Annotated in this window: 14 protein-coding genes and 1 pseudogene; 10 read left to right on the top strand and 5 right to left on the bottom strand. The window is 58.7% G+C overall.

Annotation, left to right across the window (positions count from 1 at the left end):
• Positions 1 to 4 precede the first annotated feature (4 nt).
• Positions 5 to 3,544 (bottom strand): annotated as a pseudogene (gene traA / locus C8J36_RS19805) (Ti-type conjugative transfer relaxase TraA).
• Between the two features lie 251 nt (positions 3,545 to 3,795).
• Between traA and C8J36_RS19800 the strand changes: the two are divergent.
• A complete protein-coding gene (locus tag C8J36_RS19800) occupies positions 3,796 to 4,326 on the top strand; it encodes an AAA family ATPase (protein WP_132537078.1) in 531 nt (176 codons plus the stop codon).
• Between the two features lie 76 nt (positions 4,327 to 4,402).
• Positions 4,403 to 5,233, top strand: a complete 831-nt coding sequence (locus tag C8J36_RS19795) for a carbon-nitrogen hydrolase family protein (protein WP_245506647.1) — start codon at positions 4,403 to 4,405, stop codon at positions 5,231 to 5,233.
• Here C8J36_RS19795 and C8J36_RS19790 read toward each other — a convergent pair.
• The gene (locus tag C8J36_RS19790) at positions 5,200 to 5,682 is read right to left on the bottom strand and encodes a VOC family protein (protein WP_245506646.1); all 483 of its coding nucleotides are present in this window, start codon (positions 5,680 to 5,682) and stop codon (positions 5,200 to 5,202) included. The genes C8J36_RS19795 and C8J36_RS19790 overlap by 34 nt on opposite strands.
• A 199-nt stretch (positions 5,683 to 5,881) precedes the next feature.
• Between C8J36_RS19790 and C8J36_RS19785 the strand changes: the two genes are divergently transcribed.
• Positions 5,882 to 6,511, top strand: coding sequence for a transglutaminase-like domain-containing protein (locus C8J36_RS19785; protein ID WP_245506645.1), 630 nt, complete (start codon positions 5,882 to 5,884; stop codon positions 6,509 to 6,511).
• A 305-nt stretch (positions 6,512 to 6,816) separates the two neighbouring features.
• Here the strand turns inward: C8J36_RS19785 and C8J36_RS19780 are convergent, their stop codons facing one another.
• On the bottom strand, positions 6,817 to 8,034 hold the full coding sequence (locus C8J36_RS19780) for an MFS transporter (RefSeq protein ID WP_132537077.1): 1,218 nt from the start codon (positions 8,032 to 8,034) through the stop codon (positions 6,817 to 6,819).
• 100 nt (positions 8,035 to 8,134) lie between these two features.
• Between C8J36_RS19780 and C8J36_RS19775 the strand changes: the two genes are divergently transcribed.
• The gene (locus C8J36_RS19775; protein ID WP_132537076.1) at positions 8,135 to 9,022 is read left to right on the top strand and encodes a LysR substrate-binding domain-containing protein; all 888 of its coding nucleotides are present in this window, start codon (positions 8,135 to 8,137) and stop codon (positions 9,020 to 9,022) included.
• 80 nt (positions 9,023 to 9,102) lie between these two features.
• Here the strand turns inward: C8J36_RS19775 and C8J36_RS19770 are convergent, their stop codons facing one another.
• Complete coding sequence (locus C8J36_RS19770; RefSeq protein ID WP_132537212.1) at positions 9,103 to 10,071, bottom strand: quinone oxidoreductase; 969 nt, start codon at positions 10,069 to 10,071, stop codon at positions 9,103 to 9,105.
• 95 nt (positions 10,072 to 10,166) lie between these two features.
• Here C8J36_RS19770 and C8J36_RS19765 point away from each other — a divergent pair, with 95 nt between their 5' ends.
• From C8J36_RS19765 to C8J36_RS19755, 3 genes are all read left to right on the top strand, one after another.
• A complete protein-coding gene (locus C8J36_RS19765; protein ID WP_132537075.1) occupies positions 10,167 to 11,015 on the top strand; it encodes a LysR family transcriptional regulator in 849 nt (282 codons plus the stop codon).
• Positions 11,016 to 11,191: 176 nt separating this feature from the next.
• Complete coding sequence (locus C8J36_RS19760; protein ID WP_132537074.1) at positions 11,192 to 11,554, top strand: MerR family transcriptional regulator; 363 nt, start codon at positions 11,192 to 11,194, stop codon at positions 11,552 to 11,554.
• Positions 11,551 to 12,150, top strand: a complete 600-nt coding sequence (locus C8J36_RS19755) for a short chain dehydrogenase (protein ID WP_132537073.1) — start codon at positions 11,551 to 11,553, stop codon at positions 12,148 to 12,150. Before C8J36_RS19760 ends, C8J36_RS19755 begins: the two co-directional genes overlap by 4 nt.
• A gap of 107 nt (positions 12,151 to 12,257) precedes the next feature.
• Here C8J36_RS19755 and C8J36_RS19750 read toward each other — a convergent pair whose 3' ends face one another.
• On the bottom strand, positions 12,258 to 13,751 hold the full coding sequence (locus C8J36_RS19750) for a PLP-dependent aminotransferase family protein (protein WP_132537072.1): 1,494 nt from the start codon (positions 13,749 to 13,751) through the stop codon (positions 12,258 to 12,260).
• Between the two features lie 103 nt (positions 13,752 to 13,854).
• On the opposite strand from C8J36_RS19750, the gene C8J36_RS19745 reads away from it, so the two are divergent.
• The 3 genes from C8J36_RS19745 (at position 13,855) to trpS (ending at position 17,403) form a co-directional block, all read left to right on the top strand.
• Positions 13,855 to 15,033 carry an MFS transporter gene (locus tag C8J36_RS19745; protein WP_207897568.1) on the top strand — a complete coding sequence of 393 codons (1,179 nt, stop codon included), beginning with the start codon at positions 13,855 to 13,857 and terminating at the stop codon, positions 15,031 to 15,033.
• A 31-nt stretch (positions 15,034 to 15,064) separates the two neighbouring features.
• On the top strand, positions 15,065 to 16,147 hold the full coding sequence (locus tag C8J36_RS19740; protein WP_245506643.1) for a D-alanine--D-alanine ligase family protein: 1,083 nt from the start codon (positions 15,065 to 15,067) through the stop codon (positions 16,145 to 16,147).
• A gap of 239 nt (positions 16,148 to 16,386) precedes the next feature.
• Positions 16,387 to 17,403 carry a tryptophan--tRNA ligase gene (gene trpS / locus C8J36_RS19735; protein WP_132537071.1) on the top strand — a complete coding sequence of 339 codons (1,017 nt, stop codon included), beginning with the start codon at positions 16,387 to 16,389 and terminating at the stop codon, positions 17,401 to 17,403.
• Positions 17,404 to 17,473 lie beyond the last annotated feature (70 nt).

Raw genomic sequence — 17,473 nt, 5'->3', positions numbered from 1 at the left:
GCTCCTATCGTTCAAGTCCGATGCTGCGCCCCCGGGTCAGCTGCTGCTCCATTTGCAGGGTGATGCTGCGATCGCGCTGCGGCGAGCCGATCCCGAGTTCCTTCGCGCGGCCGCGCACGATGGATTCCACCTGCGGATCGCGCTCGATCGCGCCGGCGACCTTCCGCATCTGTCCTTCGACCTTCCCCCGCGCCTCGTCCTGCCGCCATCCGCGAAGGGCCTGGCGCTCTTTGTCGAGTTCCTGCCAACGGTCGATCAGCCGATCGGCGCGAACATTCGGGTCCGCCAGCGCCGCACGTTCCCGGTCCATGCCGGCGACGAGCTGGCCGACCCGCTCCCGGCCGGACAGGTCCGCCAGGGCGCGGGCCGCCTCCGGATCGTGCCGCGCGGCCGATACGATCAGCGCCGACGCTCCGGGCCGCGCCTGATCGAGGACAAGCCCTGCCTGATGAAGCTCCTGTTTTTGCGCTTCGAGAACGGGCAACCCCGCGCGCGCCTGCTTGTCGGCCGCGCTGAAAGCCCGCGCATAGCGATCGACGACCTGCTCGAACCCGGACAGGGGCCTTAGACGATCGGGCGAACGATGGATTGGAAGATCCTGCTCTCCTCTGATTTTCTCCGACCGTGCGGCGGGCGCGGGCGAGGCCTTGAGCCGCAACCCGTCGAACATGCCGGGCTGGCGCGCCTCGGCCTCACGCGCCGGCGTCTGGACCTCCTGCGCCCGCCCCTGCTCGCGAGCGGGCACGTCGGTGGCCGCGCTGCGTGACAGCTTCAGCCCGTCGAAGGCACTGCGGCGCTGTTCCTGTCGTGGCTCCTGACGGTCCCGCTGCGCCTCCTGCCGCCGATCGTCGCCGCGATCGACGGCGAGGTCCTGGTGCGGTGTCTCGATGCGCGGCACCTCGGCACGCGGCAGCTCGATGTCGCTGCGAATGCCGAACGTCTCGGCAATCCCTCGCCGCTCGGCGAAGTCGCGGGTGTAATCGAGCGTCGTTTCCTTCGCGCCCGACCGGCTGAGCCGGTTTTCAAGTTGGGCGGAGGCCAGCTCGCCGGCGTCATGGACTTTCCACGCATTGCGCTGCGCCTCTGTGCCGTCCGGAAGACGCACCGTCTCCGATCCGCGATGCTCAAGCCCGATCTTCGCCCCGATCGAAGGCGCGGCCTCGGTCATCGCACGCTGAAGGTCCACGCCCCAGACCGTGTGCTTCTGACCCTTGTCGTTCTCCAGCGTCACGAAATAGCTGTCGCGGTTCCCGGCCTGGTGCTCATAGGGAGCCTTGCCATGCTCGACCAGACGGCCGGGGGCCAACCTTTGGTCGGCTTGCCGGTCGCCGAACTCCTGGGCGTCCGCATAGAGCGACACCCCGTCGCGATGCCGGGTCATGGCGACATAGGTCAGATGCCGGTCCATCGTGCCTGACGCCAGCACGAAGCTCCGATCCACCGTCGCCCCCTGGTTCTTGTGGATGGTCGTCGCATAACCGTGGTCAATGGCGCGATAATCGTTCATCGGCACGGTGATGATCTCAGCGCCACGGCCGTCGAGCTGCGCCACGATCATGGGGCCGGCACCCGGTCGGCCCGGCTCGACCTGATGAACCGTGCCGAGCATTCCGTTCTTGACGCCAAGGTCACGATTGTTCTCCAGGAACACGATACGGTCACCGGGCGCGAACGATCGCTTGCCGTCATTGGTCTGGAACGAGACCTCGCGCCCGAGGGGGCCGTGCCCCTCCTCGCCGCGTGCCAGCCGGTAGCTGTCCTGCAGGGCCGATCGGATCGCGTCGTTGATGGCGCGAACGTCGGCGCGGCGATGTGCCATCGCAACGCGCGTGCCCTCCGGCCGCTCGTCGCGATCGGCAAGGTAGTCGCGGACAATCTCGCCGCGCGCCTCGCCCCGCGTTTCGCTGAGCCGGATGTTTCCATTGTCCCGATAGGCAGCCAGGCCCTCGGCCGTGCGGTGCGTGGCGAAGGCGACGGACGCCTCCCGCTGCCAGTCCACGCGCTGCCGGCGTATCTCCGACAGCTCGGCGTGGCCGATCTGCTCGGCAATGGCGCGGAACGGTGCGCCGGCCCCGATCGCCTGGAGCTGCTCATGATCGCCGATAAGGACGATCTTTGCCCCGCGCTGCTCCGCCTCGTTGATGAACCGGGAGAGCTGCCGGCTCCCGATCATGCCCGCTCGTCGATCACGAACACGTCGCCGCGGCCAAGCTGACGCTTGTCGTTCTGCCAACTCATGTCCCATCACGCGAGCGTGCGGCTCCGGATGCCAGAGCTTTCCTCCAACCCCTCGGCCGCCTTCCCCGACAAGGCCGCGCCATGAACGGTGTAGCCCTGTGCCTCCCATGCCTCCCGTGCGGCGGCGAGCATCGTGCTCTTGCCAGCGCCGGCATAGCCGACGACCGCCGCGATCTGCTCCGGCCCGGTAATATGCTCGATCGCCCGGCGCTGTTCGTCGGAAAGCCGCGCCGAAACATCGCCGGAACTTTCCTGAATGGCGGCATCCTGTCGCTCGATCGCACGGCCGACATGCCGCCGATCGACACCATGGCTTCGGTCATCAGCCATCCGCTCGGCCGATTTCGCCATGCCGGATTCGATCCCCACCATTTCACGGGTCGAATATCGCGCAAGCTCGATCTCGCCCGTCTCCGGGTTAGACCACTCCCCCTGCAATTCTACCAGCGCCGGCGAAGCCATAACGGTGGCAAACGCATTCTGGAACGCCTGCGGATCGTCGTTGATATAACGATGCAGCGTCCGCGCGATGTCGTGCCGATCGAACACGCTCTTTTCGCCCGTGACGATCCCAAGAACCTGCTCCGGCTTTTCCCGGATCAGCTCGGCGTTGCGCCGTGCCGCTTCCTCGTCAAGCCGGGCGCGACACGTCCAGCCCGCGTCGCTGCATCTGCGTGGCATGGACACCCATATGCTCCGTCGGTTCAAGCTCAAGCCCGCGCTCCGAATGCGAACGATGATCGACCCGGACATCGAGCCCCGCCATCGCCAGATGTTCGTTCGCATGGTGCTCCCATGATTGGCGGATATCGCGAAGCTGCATCTGCGTCGTCGGCAACCCCTCGCTCAACAGCCGCGCGTTCTTCCACTCGATATGTGTTTTCTTGCCAAGCCCTTCCTCTGTGACCTGGCGTGTCGTCATCAACAGATGCGCGTGATGGTTCCGAACATCGCTTGCCGAATGCGGTGCATGGATCGCAAAATCGACCGCCCCGTCATAACGGTTCGCCAGGTCCTGCGCGAACGCTCGCGTCAGCTCAAGCCGCTGCTCGGCTGTCATCTCATGCGGAAGCGCGATCTCGACTTCACGGGCGACACGCGCGTCTTTCCGGTTTTCAGCCGCCTCCGCCGCATTCCAAAGCGCCGAACGGTCCTTCGCCCATTCCGCATTCATGCCCTCAGGCAGCACGATCTCCGCATGTTCGACACCCTGCTTGGCGCGGAAATCATGCGTCAGGCCATCGCGCTCGTTCGTCAAGCGCTCGCCGGCACGATAAGCGGCCGACGCTCCTGGCGATGAGGGCATGGATTCCGTCGCAAAAGTCCGTATTCTGAGACGGCGCAGAACTCGGACGCAAAATTGAAATTTTAATCGGGAATTTCGCGACATTGCCGCCACTTCCGCTTTCGGCGCGACGCGAAATTTAACGTCTCAGACTTCAGCACCGCAATCCGCTGGAGTTGACGCGTGAGAAATCTGTTAAAATCCTGCACCATAAGGCAATGTGGATACATGGCCATTGCCAAAGCGCGTGCGGTTCATCGAACGAGAGCGAAATGGGTGTCAGGAACTATTTGATCGAAGGCGTTTCGGGGACTGGCAAGACTTCAGTCGCCACCGAACTGCAGCGGCGCGGTTACCACGTAATCCATGGCGACCGCGAGTTGGCCTATAGAGGCGATCCAGAAACGGGTGAACCGCTGGATGGTTCTGAGCATGAGAGGTTTGTTCTGGATGTGGCCTTTGGCCACGAGCACCACCTTTGGAATGCCGACAAAGTAAAATCCCTGGTCGCCGATCGGAGCCACCCGATCTCCTTCTTCTGCGGCGGCTCCAGGAATTTCCATCAATTTATTGATCAGTTTGACGGGGTTTTCGTTCTCGACGTCGATTTGGACACTTTGAAGAAGCGGCTTGTCAGCAGACGTGAAGACGAGTTCGGCGGAAAACCAGCCGAGCGAGAAGCAGTTGTGCGACTGCATACAACGAAAGAAGACATACCCAAGAACGCGACGACCATTGACGCCACTGCGCCGCTCGCCTCCGTTGTCGATGAGATTCTATCGAGATGCGGCGAGGTTGACTAAGAGCCACGATGTCCGCTTTTGACGCGTACCGCGCTTGCCTTCGTAGAAATCATGACTTTTGCTCTGAAGCTGATGTATGATCAAACCTGAAGTCAGGCTAATCAGGAGGGCGGTGTATTTGTCGACCAAGTCTTTTCGGGTGGCGCTCGCCCAAGTTCTACCGGATACCGACATTGATGCCGTCATTGATGATGCGGCCGATGCAGCGGCAGACGTTGTTGTCTTCCCTGAGATGTTTTCGAATGGATATAGCAAATTTGATCCTCAAGATGCCACCTCGCGCAGGGCTTGGCTCGATGGCGCTGTAGACTTGCAAGGAGCGTTCATCGATAAATTCCGCAACGCAGCGCGTAGAACTGGCGTGGCAGTCGCTGCAACCTTTCTTGAGAAGGCGGAGCACAAGCCTTTCAATTCCGCCGCGCTGATCGACCGCAATGGCAATGTGGTACTCCATCAGAGAAAGCGGCATATCTGCTTTTTTGATGTCCCTGAAGAAGCCTGCGCGGCCGGAGACGAATCTTCAGTTATCCATCTCGACACGCGCCTTGGGCAGGTCGCTGTCGGGATCATGGTCTGTATGGATCGCGAGTTTCCGGAAGTTGCATCCGATCTCGTCCGTTCCGGGGTAGAAATTATTCTTGTGCCGAACAGCAGCCCTCTGGTCGATGACGCCGAGGTAGGAGACATTCGCGTGGCCGGGGTCCGCGCAACAGCTTTTCAGTCAGTGGTAGGGATCGCGGTGGCGAACTACCCAGAGCCAAAGGATGACGGACATTCTTTTGCTGTAGGCGCGTTGGGGCAGGTGCTTGCGATGGGAGATACGCGACAAGGTACCGTGTTCGCAGACTTTGATCTCGACCAACTGAGGGCTACTCAGCAAAAAGAATGGTTTCGTCGCGTCCGGTGATCAGGATGCGTTCGGCTTGGCTTTCGTGCGTCCATCGGGATATTCCGCAGGACCTTTGATCTCGATTTTGTTACCAAACGGATCATGCACATAGAATGAATGGCCAATGCCCTGGCGCCGCCGTGAAAAGCCTCCTGGGAAATCTCAACCCCATGCATGGTTAGATGCTTGCGTAGCTCCTCATGATCAAAGGGGCCTGTTGCGATGCAGATGTGATCGACGTTGCGCCCTCCCCTCATAGGAGAGGCGGCTTTCTGGCCGCCCGGATGCGTTACATCCCACAACACGATCAGCGATGACCCGCACCACACCTGTTCCATTCCTAACGCCGGGTAGGAATAGCCGGGCTGGCATCCCATGACCTTAAAATAGAATTCGAGCGCCCGTTCCAAGTCATCGATCAACAGCACGACGTGATCGATGCCAATAGGGCTAAAAGGGATTGCCATGCTAAATGACTTCCAACAATGGCCTCTATTTGACAACAGTTTCGCTTAGCTGTCGCGAAAATTCTAATTTTGCAGCGCTGCAAAAGTCGGCTTATCATGTCGAGCAAATGTCGGGATTTTCGCGACAAGCACCCGATTGACAATTTTTGAAAATTTGCCCTTCTTGTCGTGTCTCATCCTCTATCGGAGAGAGACGACAATGCGCAAAGCCTTCTATGCCTCCCAAAGTATTTATTCGGAACGCGGCCCGTATCGTGAAGCCTTGATGCTCGGGGGCGACGCGCCGGAGTTGACTGCCCGGTGGATTGGCTCGTTCATGCAGCATCCTCGTGGGGCCGAGTCGAAGGAACGAGGCTTTACCACTAAACAGGTCATCGATCTGGAGCTTCGTTCCGTAACCGAGATTCTGGCTGTCGCCGCCGAGCGCAACTTGCTTGAAGGCGATCCTACGCAGATCAAGATTGGTGGCCTCTGCCGGGATTTCGCAATTCTGGCAGCGAGCGCTTTTCGCGCCAAGGGTATCCCGGCACGTCTTCGCGTCGGTTTTGCCGACTACATCGTTCCCGACTTTTGGGAAGATCACTGGCTTTGCGAATGGCATGATGGCCAGCACTGGAAACGGCTCGATGTGGAATTTGCGGCGGCTGGTGGAGCTTCCTTCAACACATTGGACGTACCGCGCGAGCGGTTTCTAACCGCAAACGAGGCATGGTTTCGGATTAAAGACGAACCGAGCATCGGCTCGCGATTTGGCGTGTCGAGCCTCAACCTTGGGGGGGGAGTGGTTCGTCGCGGGAAGCCTGCTTCGAGAGATCGCAGCCCTGCGTAAGCTGGAACTGAAGCCATGGGATTACTGGGGTCTATCAAAGGACCTTTCCCCGTTTCAACCGAGTTGTCGCAAGAGGCGAGGACAACGCTAGACCAGCTCGCTTCGCGACTGAGGAGCGCCGATGTTGACGGGGACGGCGAGCCGGAAACTACAGCGGACTGGCCTTTACCAAAGGAGGTTATCAGCTTCCCACAAGGCGAGCCTGTGGTTGTCGCGTTGCAAAACTACTGATTTTGCGACTGTGCAGAAGTCGGGCCAACATATCGAACAAAAATCGGGATTTCCGGGACAGCCTGTCAGGAGACCTATATCGTTTGATTCGGTTGGTCACGCAGCATGAAAACCATGAGGCCCGCCCCGACTGCAAGCCCGATTGAGATCAGCCAGACCCACTCATATCTCATGGTCAGGTCGAAGATGTATCCCCCTGAATATGCGCCCGCCGCTGCACCGAGCGAGTGACCTGCCGAGATCAGCCCCATTGCGAGACCCATGACGCGTAGGCCGATATGGCTGGCGACGAGGCTGGCGGTCACCGGAACGGTCGCATAGTCCACAGCGCCGAACAGCATCGCGAAGACGACCAACATTTCATAGCTGGCTCCGACATTCATGAGGATGAGGAAGGTCAGCCCGCGCAGGATGTAGATCGAGCCAAGCAGAACGACCCGGTTCATACGGTCGGTCAGCCAGCCGGCTCCGATCATGCCGAGCAGGTTGACCGCCGACAGCACCCCGTAGGCGGCAGCACTTGGAACAGGCCCGAAGCCGCAGAAAGAAGCGTAAGGCAGGAAATGTGTCTCGATCACGCCCGCCGTTGTGTAGCCGCAAAGGAGAAAGCTCCAGAACAGGACATGGAAAGCCGGTTTCCGGAGAATCGCAGAGAGATCATCTTTCAGGGATACGGATGGCATAGAAGACGAAACGTTTTCCTTGGGGCCATCCTTTGTCGCCAGTGTCCGCCACAGGAGCGCGATGAGCACGAGGCAGGCAAGTCCGATGGTGAAGAAACTCCACCGCCAACTGAATGCAGTCAGAACCGCCGCGACCAGGGGAACGATCAGGAATTGCCCGCCTGTTGAGCCGGAGGTGGCGATGCCCGTCGCAAGCCCACGGTTTGTATTGAATTGCCTTGCGATGGCCGTCGATACCACATGCGTCGCCACGATCCCGAAGCCGAGCGCCGACAATGCGCTGAAAGCCAGAACGAAAACGGCGGCATTGCTGGTCGCCGAGACAATCAGGCATCCGGCCCCGACAAGCGCAAGGCCGAGCGTCAGCGTTGACCGGACTCCGTGACGATCGACCAGACGGCCAGCGAACGGAGCGACCGCCGCCATGACCAGCAGCGCCGCCGCCGCCGATCCAGAAACGAAGCTGCGAGACCAGCCAAGCTCCTGGGACCAGATCGGCATAACCAGGCCGAGCGTGGCTCGCGCCGAGAAGGCCAGAGCGAGAGCGAGAAAACTGAAAGCGACGACTGCCCATTGCTGCATTGATGTCGATGATTGGCTCGAATCCATGAAATTCTCCTGCATGTCTTCGGGAGACAATTCCGTGAGCGGGTAGCGATCAGCAAACGATGGTTTTACTGGACATGTTTAGCTGTGCTAAACACGTCCAATGACAATACCTCTCTCTCTGCTCGAAACATTCGTTACTGTGGCCCGATCAGGACGGATGCTGGATGCTGCCGAGGTTTTGTCGCTGACGCCGGGTGCCATTAGCCAGAGGGTGCGGAGCCTGGAAGAACAGGTGGGGCATCGGCTGTTCAGGAGAACAGCGGCAGGTGTCACATTGACCGAAGTCGGCCAAACGTTGTTCGCTGTCTTGGACGAGCCATTCCGCCGGATCGAGGAAGCGCGTCGCGGATTGGAGCAGCCATCCGCTCATCGCGTCAGGGTGAGCACCATGGCGTCCTTTGCTGCGAACTGGCTGGTCCCGCGCATGTCGCGTTTCGCGAAGCTCTATCCCCAAATCGATATCGAGCTGGAAACCGACAGCCGCATCGTGGACCTGAAGCGCGAGCCGGTGGATATGGCGATCAGGCACGGGCTAGGGGACTATCCGGGGCTTCTGTCGGTCCCTCTCATCGCTCCCGAGTTGATCGTTGTCGCCAGTCCGCAACTTCTTCAGGGCCGCGCCCCTATCAAGGTTCCTGCCGATTGCCTTGCGTTTCCTCTTCTGCACGACCTTGACCGTGCGGATTGGCGGCTCTGGTTCGAGGCATATGGCGGGGACGTGTCTGCACAACTTCCCGGCCCCTCTTTCTCCGACGACCATCTGATGGTGAAGGCGGCCGTAGCGGGACAAGGGCTCGCCCTGGTTCGTGATACCTATGCCGACGACGATCTCCGTTCCGGGCGTCTCGTGCGGCCTATCTCGATCCAGTGGCCGACGAACTTCGCCTATTACGCCGTGAGCACGGCGGCGGCGCTGCAACGACCCGCCGTTGCGCACTTTCGGGATTGGTTAGCTTATGAAGCCCGTACAGATTCGCGAAATTCCTGAATTTCGGACGCTGCAAAAGTCAGTTATAAAATTCGAGCAAATGTCGGAATTTCTGCGACAAGGGAAGAAAGCTCTAAATTCTAGGGCAGCAGCAGAATGCTGCCCGTTGTCTTGCCAGTTTCGAGATCGCTTTGGGCTTGAGCGGCCTCTTCCAATGGATAGTCGCGGCCGGCGCTCGCAATGATACCTTGCCGAATTACGGCTATCACCGCTTGGGTCGCAACGCGGTAAGTTTCCTGCTCTGCGGCATAGGCCATGACGCTTGGACGTGCGAGTGACAGAGAGCGGATCGGCCCCAGTTCTTGCACCGGGATTGCAGGGATCGGCCCGCCTACCTGTCCGATGGAGGCCACAACACCAAATCGCCGAACACAGCCGAGTGTCTTGCCAAGCATATCGCCGCCGATACCGTCGATGGCGAAATCCACGCCTTTGGCATGTGTCAGCCGGGCGACCTCCGCCACCATATCCGCATTGCGGCCGACAATGACGTGATCGGCACCGTTAGCGTGCGCAATGCGGGCTTTTTCGGGCGACCCAACCGTGCCGATCACGATACAGCCCAAGTGTTTTGCCCACCGGGTCAGCGTTGCCCCCAAGCCGCCGGCGGCAGCAGGGATGAGCAACGTAGTCCCGCGTTCGGCTCGATAAGTTCGAGTCAGGAGCATATGTGCCGTCAATCCGCGCAAGAAGGAACCGGCGGCGATTCTCGTGCTGATATCATCTGGCAACTTGATCGCTCGCCAAGCTGGCAGGCGGCGGGTGGAAGCGTACCCACCTGGGATACCGGCGTAGGCAATCCTGTCCCCGACATGAAACTCACCGGCTTCGGAACCAACCGCTTCAACGATGCCGGCACCTTCGACACCCAACACGGCAGGCAGCGGCAAAGGATACAAACCAGTCCGCTGATATATGTCGATGAAGTTTACACCAATGCCCACATGGCGAATGCGCAACTCGTCCGGTCCTGGCGGCTCGGGCTCAATGCCGGAAACCCGGAGGTTATAGATGTCGCCTGTTGCGATCAGTTCTACTTTTCTATCCATGCTGTTCATCTCCGCCTCTATGGCGGTGTCATCGCATCTTGTATTCCGATTGAAAATTCTCTATTTTCTGGCAACCAATGTGAATTATTTAACGAATGAACTGGGACGACCTTAGACATTTCAGCGCCCTGGCCTCCGCTGGCACCTTATCGGCTGCGGCGCGGCTTCTTGGTGTCGAACATGCGACAGTGGCCCGCCGTATCGCCTCATTGGAAGAGCAACTTGGTATCCCGCTCGTTGACCGGAGGGGCCGGCGCTGGACCTTGACGTCTGATGGTGAGCGGATAGCTGCCATTGCGGACAGGATGGAGAGCGAGGCCCGAGCGGTCCGAAGGGCCGCCGATGGTGCGCGGCATGATTTGTCCGGGACCGTCACAATCAGCGCCCCGCCTGCGCTTGCCGTCGAAATCCTGACGGCGCCACTGGTCGATCTGCAAAGGCATCACCCACGCTTGACGATTAGGATCATCGGAGAGGGCCGCACCGCCTCCCTTGATAGAGGCGAGGCGGATATTGCCATTCGCTTGAGCCGGCCAGAGGATGGCGAACTGACCATTACGAAATTGGGAACGATAAATTTCCGGCTCTTTGCCAGCCCCGGATATCTCGCCGTCACCGACAAAGAAAACTGGCGGTTCATCGGGTATGATGCGCCGTTGGCGGGCGTTCCACAGCAAACGGCGATCGAGGTTTTTGCGGGAGGCCGGTCCTTTTCGTTCTATGCCAGCAGCCTTGAGATCCAACAGGCCGCTGCGCGGGCTGGTGCAGGCATCGCGGCGCTGCCGGATTTCATGGGTATGTCCGATGCGGGGCTTATTCCAGCCCCGCCGAACACGCCGCTGATCCACCGGGATATATGGTTGGCCGTGCATTCCGATCTCAGGCGATCAGCACCCGTGCGGACCATCACGCAGCGCCTTCGAGAAATATTCGGCCCAGTATGACTTAGGGGTCCGTCGCGGAAATCCTGATTTTGTAACGTCGCAGAAATCATCTATGAAAATCGCGAAAAAAGTCGGGATTATCGCAACAAGCCGCTCAACAGAAACGGCGAATTCCCTCTTGACCTGGAGCTACTCCAGCTTGCTAACCTGCACGGCATCACAGTCTAGGGCAGGATATGCGGATTTCAGAAGCTGCATCTACAAGCGGGTTGAGTATCGACACCATCCGCTACTATGAAAAATTGGGACTGCTTCCGAAAGTCGGGCGCGGAAGCGACGGGCGGAGAGTTTTTTCAGCCGAAAACATTGAATGGCTTGTTCTTTTGTCCTCGCTGCGAGAGACGGGCATGCCTATGGAACAGATGCGCCATTTTGCGCAGCTCTACCAGCACGGCCACGAAACGCTATCCGAACGCAAGGCCGTGTTACTTGGTCACGCCGAGCAATTGCATAAGCGCCGAGCTGCCTTGGATCACTGCGCCGAACTCCTCGCCTATAAGCTCAAACGGTATGATGAAATGGGGAGGGAAAGGCTATGAGAATTATTGTCGTCGGCGCTGAAGGCGATATTGGGAAAGCCGCCTGCGAGGAACTGCGCGGGCGCCATGAGATCATTAAGGCCGGGCGGTCGAGTGGCGATATTCGGGTTGACATGGCCGACCGCGCCTCGGTCGATGCCATGTACGCCCAATGCGGCAACGTGGATGCCGTCATTTCGACTGCCGGGAACGTTCATTTCGGGCCCCTTGCCGAGTTTACCGAAGAGACATTCATGTTGGGCCTGCGCGATAAGGTCATGGGGCAGGTGAATCTAGTCTTGGCTGGTTTGAACAGGATCAGCGATGGCGGCTCGTTCACATTGACGAGCGGCGTGCTTGATCGCGACCCTATCCGGATGGGAACAGGCGCAGCGGCGGCAAATGGCGCGCTCGGTGGATTTGTTCATGGCGCGGCTATCGAGATGCCTCGCGGCCTTCGCATCAATGTCGTGAGCCCTGGCCTGCTGGACGTGTCCGTGCCGAGATACGGGGAATGGTTCCCCGGCCACGAACCCGTGTCCTCAAAGAGAGTAGGGCTTGCCTACGCGAAGAGCGTGGAAGGGGCGATTACTGGCAAGGTGATCGTAGCCAGCTAGTTTCGCAAAATTCCTGATTTTGCAACGCTGCAAAAGTCGGAGTAACATATCGAGCAAATGTCGGGAGATTTGCGACGACGGTGGTCGGAAATGACGAACGACTAAAACTATTGAAAACGCTCCTGATCGAACATCCTTGTCAGCCATTGCGTCCCAATATCGGCTTCCTGCTCTGAAAGCCCTGAAAACCCGAGCATCAGTCCCGGCGCGGGAGAGCCGGAGACATGCATGGGAGAGATCGGAATGACGATAACGCCGCGCTTTCGCGCAGCGTTCGAAACGGCAACATCGTCACTCCATATTCCGGCACTCCGCACCGTCAGGTGAATGCCCTGCTCCGGACTGGAGACGTTCAAATGGTCACCCATACGTTCCTGTAGGAGGTGGGCAAGCAGGTCACGCGAGGCCCTGTGGCGCTCTCTCAGCCGTCGAAGATGCGCGGGAAAATAGCCTTCGTTCAGAAAATCGGCCACGATGCGTTGCGGTAGCACCGGGGGGAAGCGATCAAGGATCGGACGCACCGCCCGAAATACCTGCGTCAGATCGGGTGGCACCACCAGATAGCCAACCCGAAAACTCGGCAGAAGAGATTTGCTGAAGGTTCCCGCATAAATGACCCTGTTGGCCTGATCGAGTCCCTGCAACGATGCGATCGGATGCCCATCGTAGCGAAACTCGCTGTCGTAATCGTCTTCAATAATCCAGCAGCCGTTTTCCCGCGCGTAAGAGAGGAGTTCCAGCCTGCGCGGGAGGGGGAGAGCCGCTCCCGACGGATATTGATGCGAGGGGGTGACGTAGATGAGCGCTGGCGGGTCTACATTGGCACGGACCAGAGCTTCGGTAATGAGACCGTCCCGATCTACCGGATACCCGACGATTTTGGCTCCTTGAAGGATCAAGGCATGTCTCGCGGGCGGGTAGCAGGGGTCTTCCACGAAAACGGTGTCTCCCGGCGTAACCAGAACGCGAAAGGCGAGATCGAGGGCCTGCTGAGTTCCAGATGTGATGAACACCTGATCACTGGTGCAGCGCACGCCACGCGAGGCGGTGAGATAAGCAACGATAGCCGATCTTAGTTCCCCTTCCCCCTGAATGTCGCCGTATCCATCGCTGGAATAGTTCAGGTATCGGCCGGCAATACGGCTGAGCAAGCGTGTCGTTCGTTCATCATGGACAATGCGGCCTGTTGCAAAGGGCAACTGCTTCGGCGTCTCAAGGCTGGTCGCCAGGGAAAGGGCCTTCGCCGCTGCTACTGAAACGGTACGGCACGGCGAATCTGTGCCCGGCTGCATCGAATTGTCTGGCTGGCTGAATACGTCAGGCAGACCCGGTGAAACATAGGTGCCGGACCCATGCCTGGCGCTCGCATAGCCCTCAGCGATCAGGATTTCATAAGCTTCAGCGACGGAGCCGCGCGATAGCTTCCATTCCTTCGCCGCCAACCGGGTCGAGGGCAGTCTATGTCCCGATCCCAAGCGGCCAGCCATGATGGCGTTACGCAGCGAGAGGTAGAGCTGCCTTACCAGAGAAATTTCCGACTCCAGATCGATTTGTGGAAGAAACGCCGCCGAAAGGCTCTCACGTCTTCGCGTCTGGCTCATTGATTCCTCCAAAAGTGGCTCAAGGAAGGAGCGCGAAGTGGCGCTTAAATAATGAACATTATTGCTATTTAATAGAGCCACTTCAATCTTTTTCGAGGTTCAAATGACTTCTATGCGCGCCGCTTCCGCGCCATTCCTGTTCGCAGGCACCATATTTGCCGCAGCCGGATATGGTGCGACCTTCCTGTTTTCGGCTTACATCCGCGCTCGTGGTGGAGATGACATCGATACCGGCTTGGCCTTGGGCGCAGCGATGATCGGCACATTTGCCGGCGTTCCTCTGGTCGGGTGGTTTTCAGGTCGCATTGATGCCGCACGAATGACGGCAATTGCCGCCCTGTCGATCGCCTGCGGTTTCCTCGTACTGGCCTTTGCTGGCGCCCACGGGATTGCCCTTAGCCGTGTTGCCGGTGCTTTGATCGGCCTTGGCTGGGGCATGTTCTACATCGGCGCGCCCATGGCATTGTCCGAGCGGGTGACGGACGCAGATCGAGGGTTCTGGTTCACGCGCTTCGGTGCATTCCAGATGGCAGGAATCGGTGGCGGTCCTGTGGTCGTCAACCTCGCCATCGGGGATTTCGGGCTGGCTATCGAGACTGCTTTCCTGTTGGTCGCATTTGCTGCGCTTGCCGCGAGCATTTTACTGCTGGCATTCGGCAACAAATCTCCCCTTCCGAGGCAAGGGCAGGCGATCCGCCCGTGGGTGCGTGACATCGCACGCATTGCGCCATCACACACCATCCGGCCAATCTTGATGGTCGGGCTTGGAGCCTGCGTTTTCTCGGGCCTGATGAGTTTCCAGAGTTCACTGGTCGAGGGTACGAAGGCCAACGCCAGTTCGTTTTTCATCTTCTATGCGGTCACGGTTGTCGGAGCGCGTATTACGCTGGCTCGCTTTCTTGCAAGGCTACCGCAGTCTGGCCTTGCGATCGGGCTGCTGCTGGTTATGATTTGCGGTGTGGTGGCGATGTTCGGAGTTCCTTCGTCTCCTGTTTTTCAGATCGTGTCGGCGATACTGACAGGCATCGGCTATGGCCTGGTCTATCCCGTCATTCAGACATGGGCGGTCAATAGCGCCGCGCCAGAGCACCGCCATGCGGCTCTGACCTGGTTCGTCCTCTTTTATTTTGTTGGCATATTCGGCTTCCCCGTTCTCGGCGGCTGGATTCTGGTCAACTTCGGAAAAGAGGCGCTTCTATCGGCATTGTTGGTCGCGGCCGGTCTGGAAGTTGCTATCGCTACATTTGCGATCACTTTCAGGAAAAGCGCTGTGCTACGGTAATGAGAATATGGAACTGCAGTTGGACAGCCTTATGATGGAAAGAAAGAACAATCCAAAAATACGTATTGCCGTGATTTATGGCGGCCGATCGGCCGAGCACAATGTGTCGGTTCTCTCTGCGACCAACGTCATGAATGCGCTGGCCCCTGAAAAATACAATGCCACACCTATTTTCGTCACACGTGAGGGACAATGGCTACTGAGTGTTTTTGAAAGTGGCACGCTGGCAACTCCGTCGATCGGCACAGAGCTTTGTTTCATTCCAGGGGGATATGGGCGGATAATCGCCCTTCCTGTTGATCGCGCTGCCTATGAGCTGCCAAAGATTGATATCCTGTTTCCTGTCTTGCATGGGCTTCACGGCGAGGACGGCGCAGTGCAAGGGCTGGCAGAGGTAGCATCTGTGCCACTGGCAGGATGCGGCATACCCGGCTCCGCCAACGCACTCGACAAGGACATCGCCAAGCGATTGTTCAATGATGCAGGCGTGCCAGCCGCGCGTTCTATCACAATACATCACGGTGCAGCACCAACGTTTGGTGAACTTGCGCGGACGCTCGGGCTACCCATGTTCGTTAAGCCGGCTCGCCAAGGTTCTTCGGTCGGAGTCAGCAAGGTTTCGAACAATGCGGATTATGAGGCCGCCCTTTCAGAAGGTTTTCGGCACGACAGAAAGCTTCTCGCGGAGGAGTTCATTCAGGGGCGTGAGATAGAATGTGCCGTTTTAGAAAATACTGATGGCTCCCTGTTCGTATCAAGGACAGGTGAGATCATTCCGGCTGAAAGCCATGGCTTTTATACCTATGACGCCAAATATATAGACTCGAACGGGGCAGCGCTGAGGGTGCCGGCCGAGTTACCTCACGAAGTCGAGGAGAAAATCCGAGCCTATGCAGCGATAGCGTTCCGTGCATTGGGCTGCGATAGCATGTCGAGGGCGGACTTCTTCGTGACAGAGGACATGCGAATTCTGGTCAACGAACTCAACACGATTCCCGGATTTACGGACGTCAGCATGTATTCGAAGGTCATGGCGGCAAGCGGCGTCAGCTATACCGAAACGATTGACCGACTGGTTGCCCATGGCTTGGCGCGCGCGAGCCGATCTCTCTGAATTTTCGCGAATGTCCTGACATTCACGAATCTCGCAAAGGCACTTGCGAGATATCGGCGGCATGTGGCATCTATCTGACATGATAGACCTCGCCAATATCAGCCTCAGCATCTGGTGGCGCTCCCGTTAGGAGCGGCATGTCGTCATTTTGAAATTGACCCTTTGCCGCCGTGATCCGGCAGGCATGGTCATTTCCCATTAGTCTTTCCGATCACGGCGGCTCCCTTATGGAGCCCCTCATGTCCAATTCCACGAATAAACGCCCGGTCATTCTGACAGGGGATCGAACGACCGGCCCCCTTCATCTCGGCCACTACGTCGGATCTTTGAAGAACCGCGTCACGCTTCAGCATACCCACGAGCAGTTCTTACTTCTCGCGGACATACAGGCTTTGACCGACAATGCTCATGATCCAGAGAAGGTACGGCGCAACGTGCTCGAAGTCGCCTTCGACTATCTGGCTGTGGGCATCGATCCTGCCCTGACGACCATCTGCGTGCAATCGGCCCTGCCGGCGTTGGCCGAATTGACCATGCTCTACATGAATTTCGTGACCGTCGCCCGGCTGGAGCGAAATCCGACGATCAAAACAGAAATCCAGCTTCGCGGCTTCGAACGCGACGTTCCAGCCGGATTTCTTTGCTATCCCGTTGCGCAGGCGGCCGACGTTACCGCGTTCAAGGCAACGATCGTTCCCGTGGGCGAGGACCAGGCCCCGCTTATCGAACAGACAAATGAAATCGTTCGGCGACTGAATCGGCAGATCGGCCGTGACCTCCTGCCGGAAGCCCACGCAATGATCCCAACCGTTGGCCGTCTGCCGGGGATCGACGGCAAGGCCAAGATGAGCAAATCGCAGGGGAATGCTATTCTGCTTTCCGCCTCGCCGGATGAAATCCGTGATGCCGTTCGACAGATGTATACGGACCCTCATCATATCCGCGCTTCTGACCCCGGAACGGTCGAGGGCAATGTTGTCTTCACCTATCTCGATGCCTTTGACGACGATCCGGCCAATATTGAGGACCTCAAGACCCGATATCGTCGGGGCGGGCTGGGCGACATGCCAGTGAAGGGGCAGCTTGAGGATGTTCTGCAATCCCTGCTCGCTCCAATCAGGGACCGCCGTGCCCAATACGCGGAAGATCCGGGCTATGTCATGAACCTCCTGCGGGAGGGCACCGTCAGAGCGCGCGAGCGGACCCAAGCAACCCTTGAGGAAGTGCGAGCCGGACTGGGTCTTTTTTCACTTTAACAATCGTCGCAAATGTCGGTCGCAAAACTTTGACTTTTGCGCCCGACTTTTGCGACAGAAATATCTCTGA

It is taken from the genome of Rhizobium sp. PP-F2F-G48, assembly GCF_004342335.1.
Taxonomy (GTDB): domain Bacteria; phylum Pseudomonadota; class Alphaproteobacteria; order Rhizobiales; family Rhizobiaceae; genus Ferranicluibacter.
This window is presented reverse-complemented; position numbering and strand designations above follow the sequence as displayed.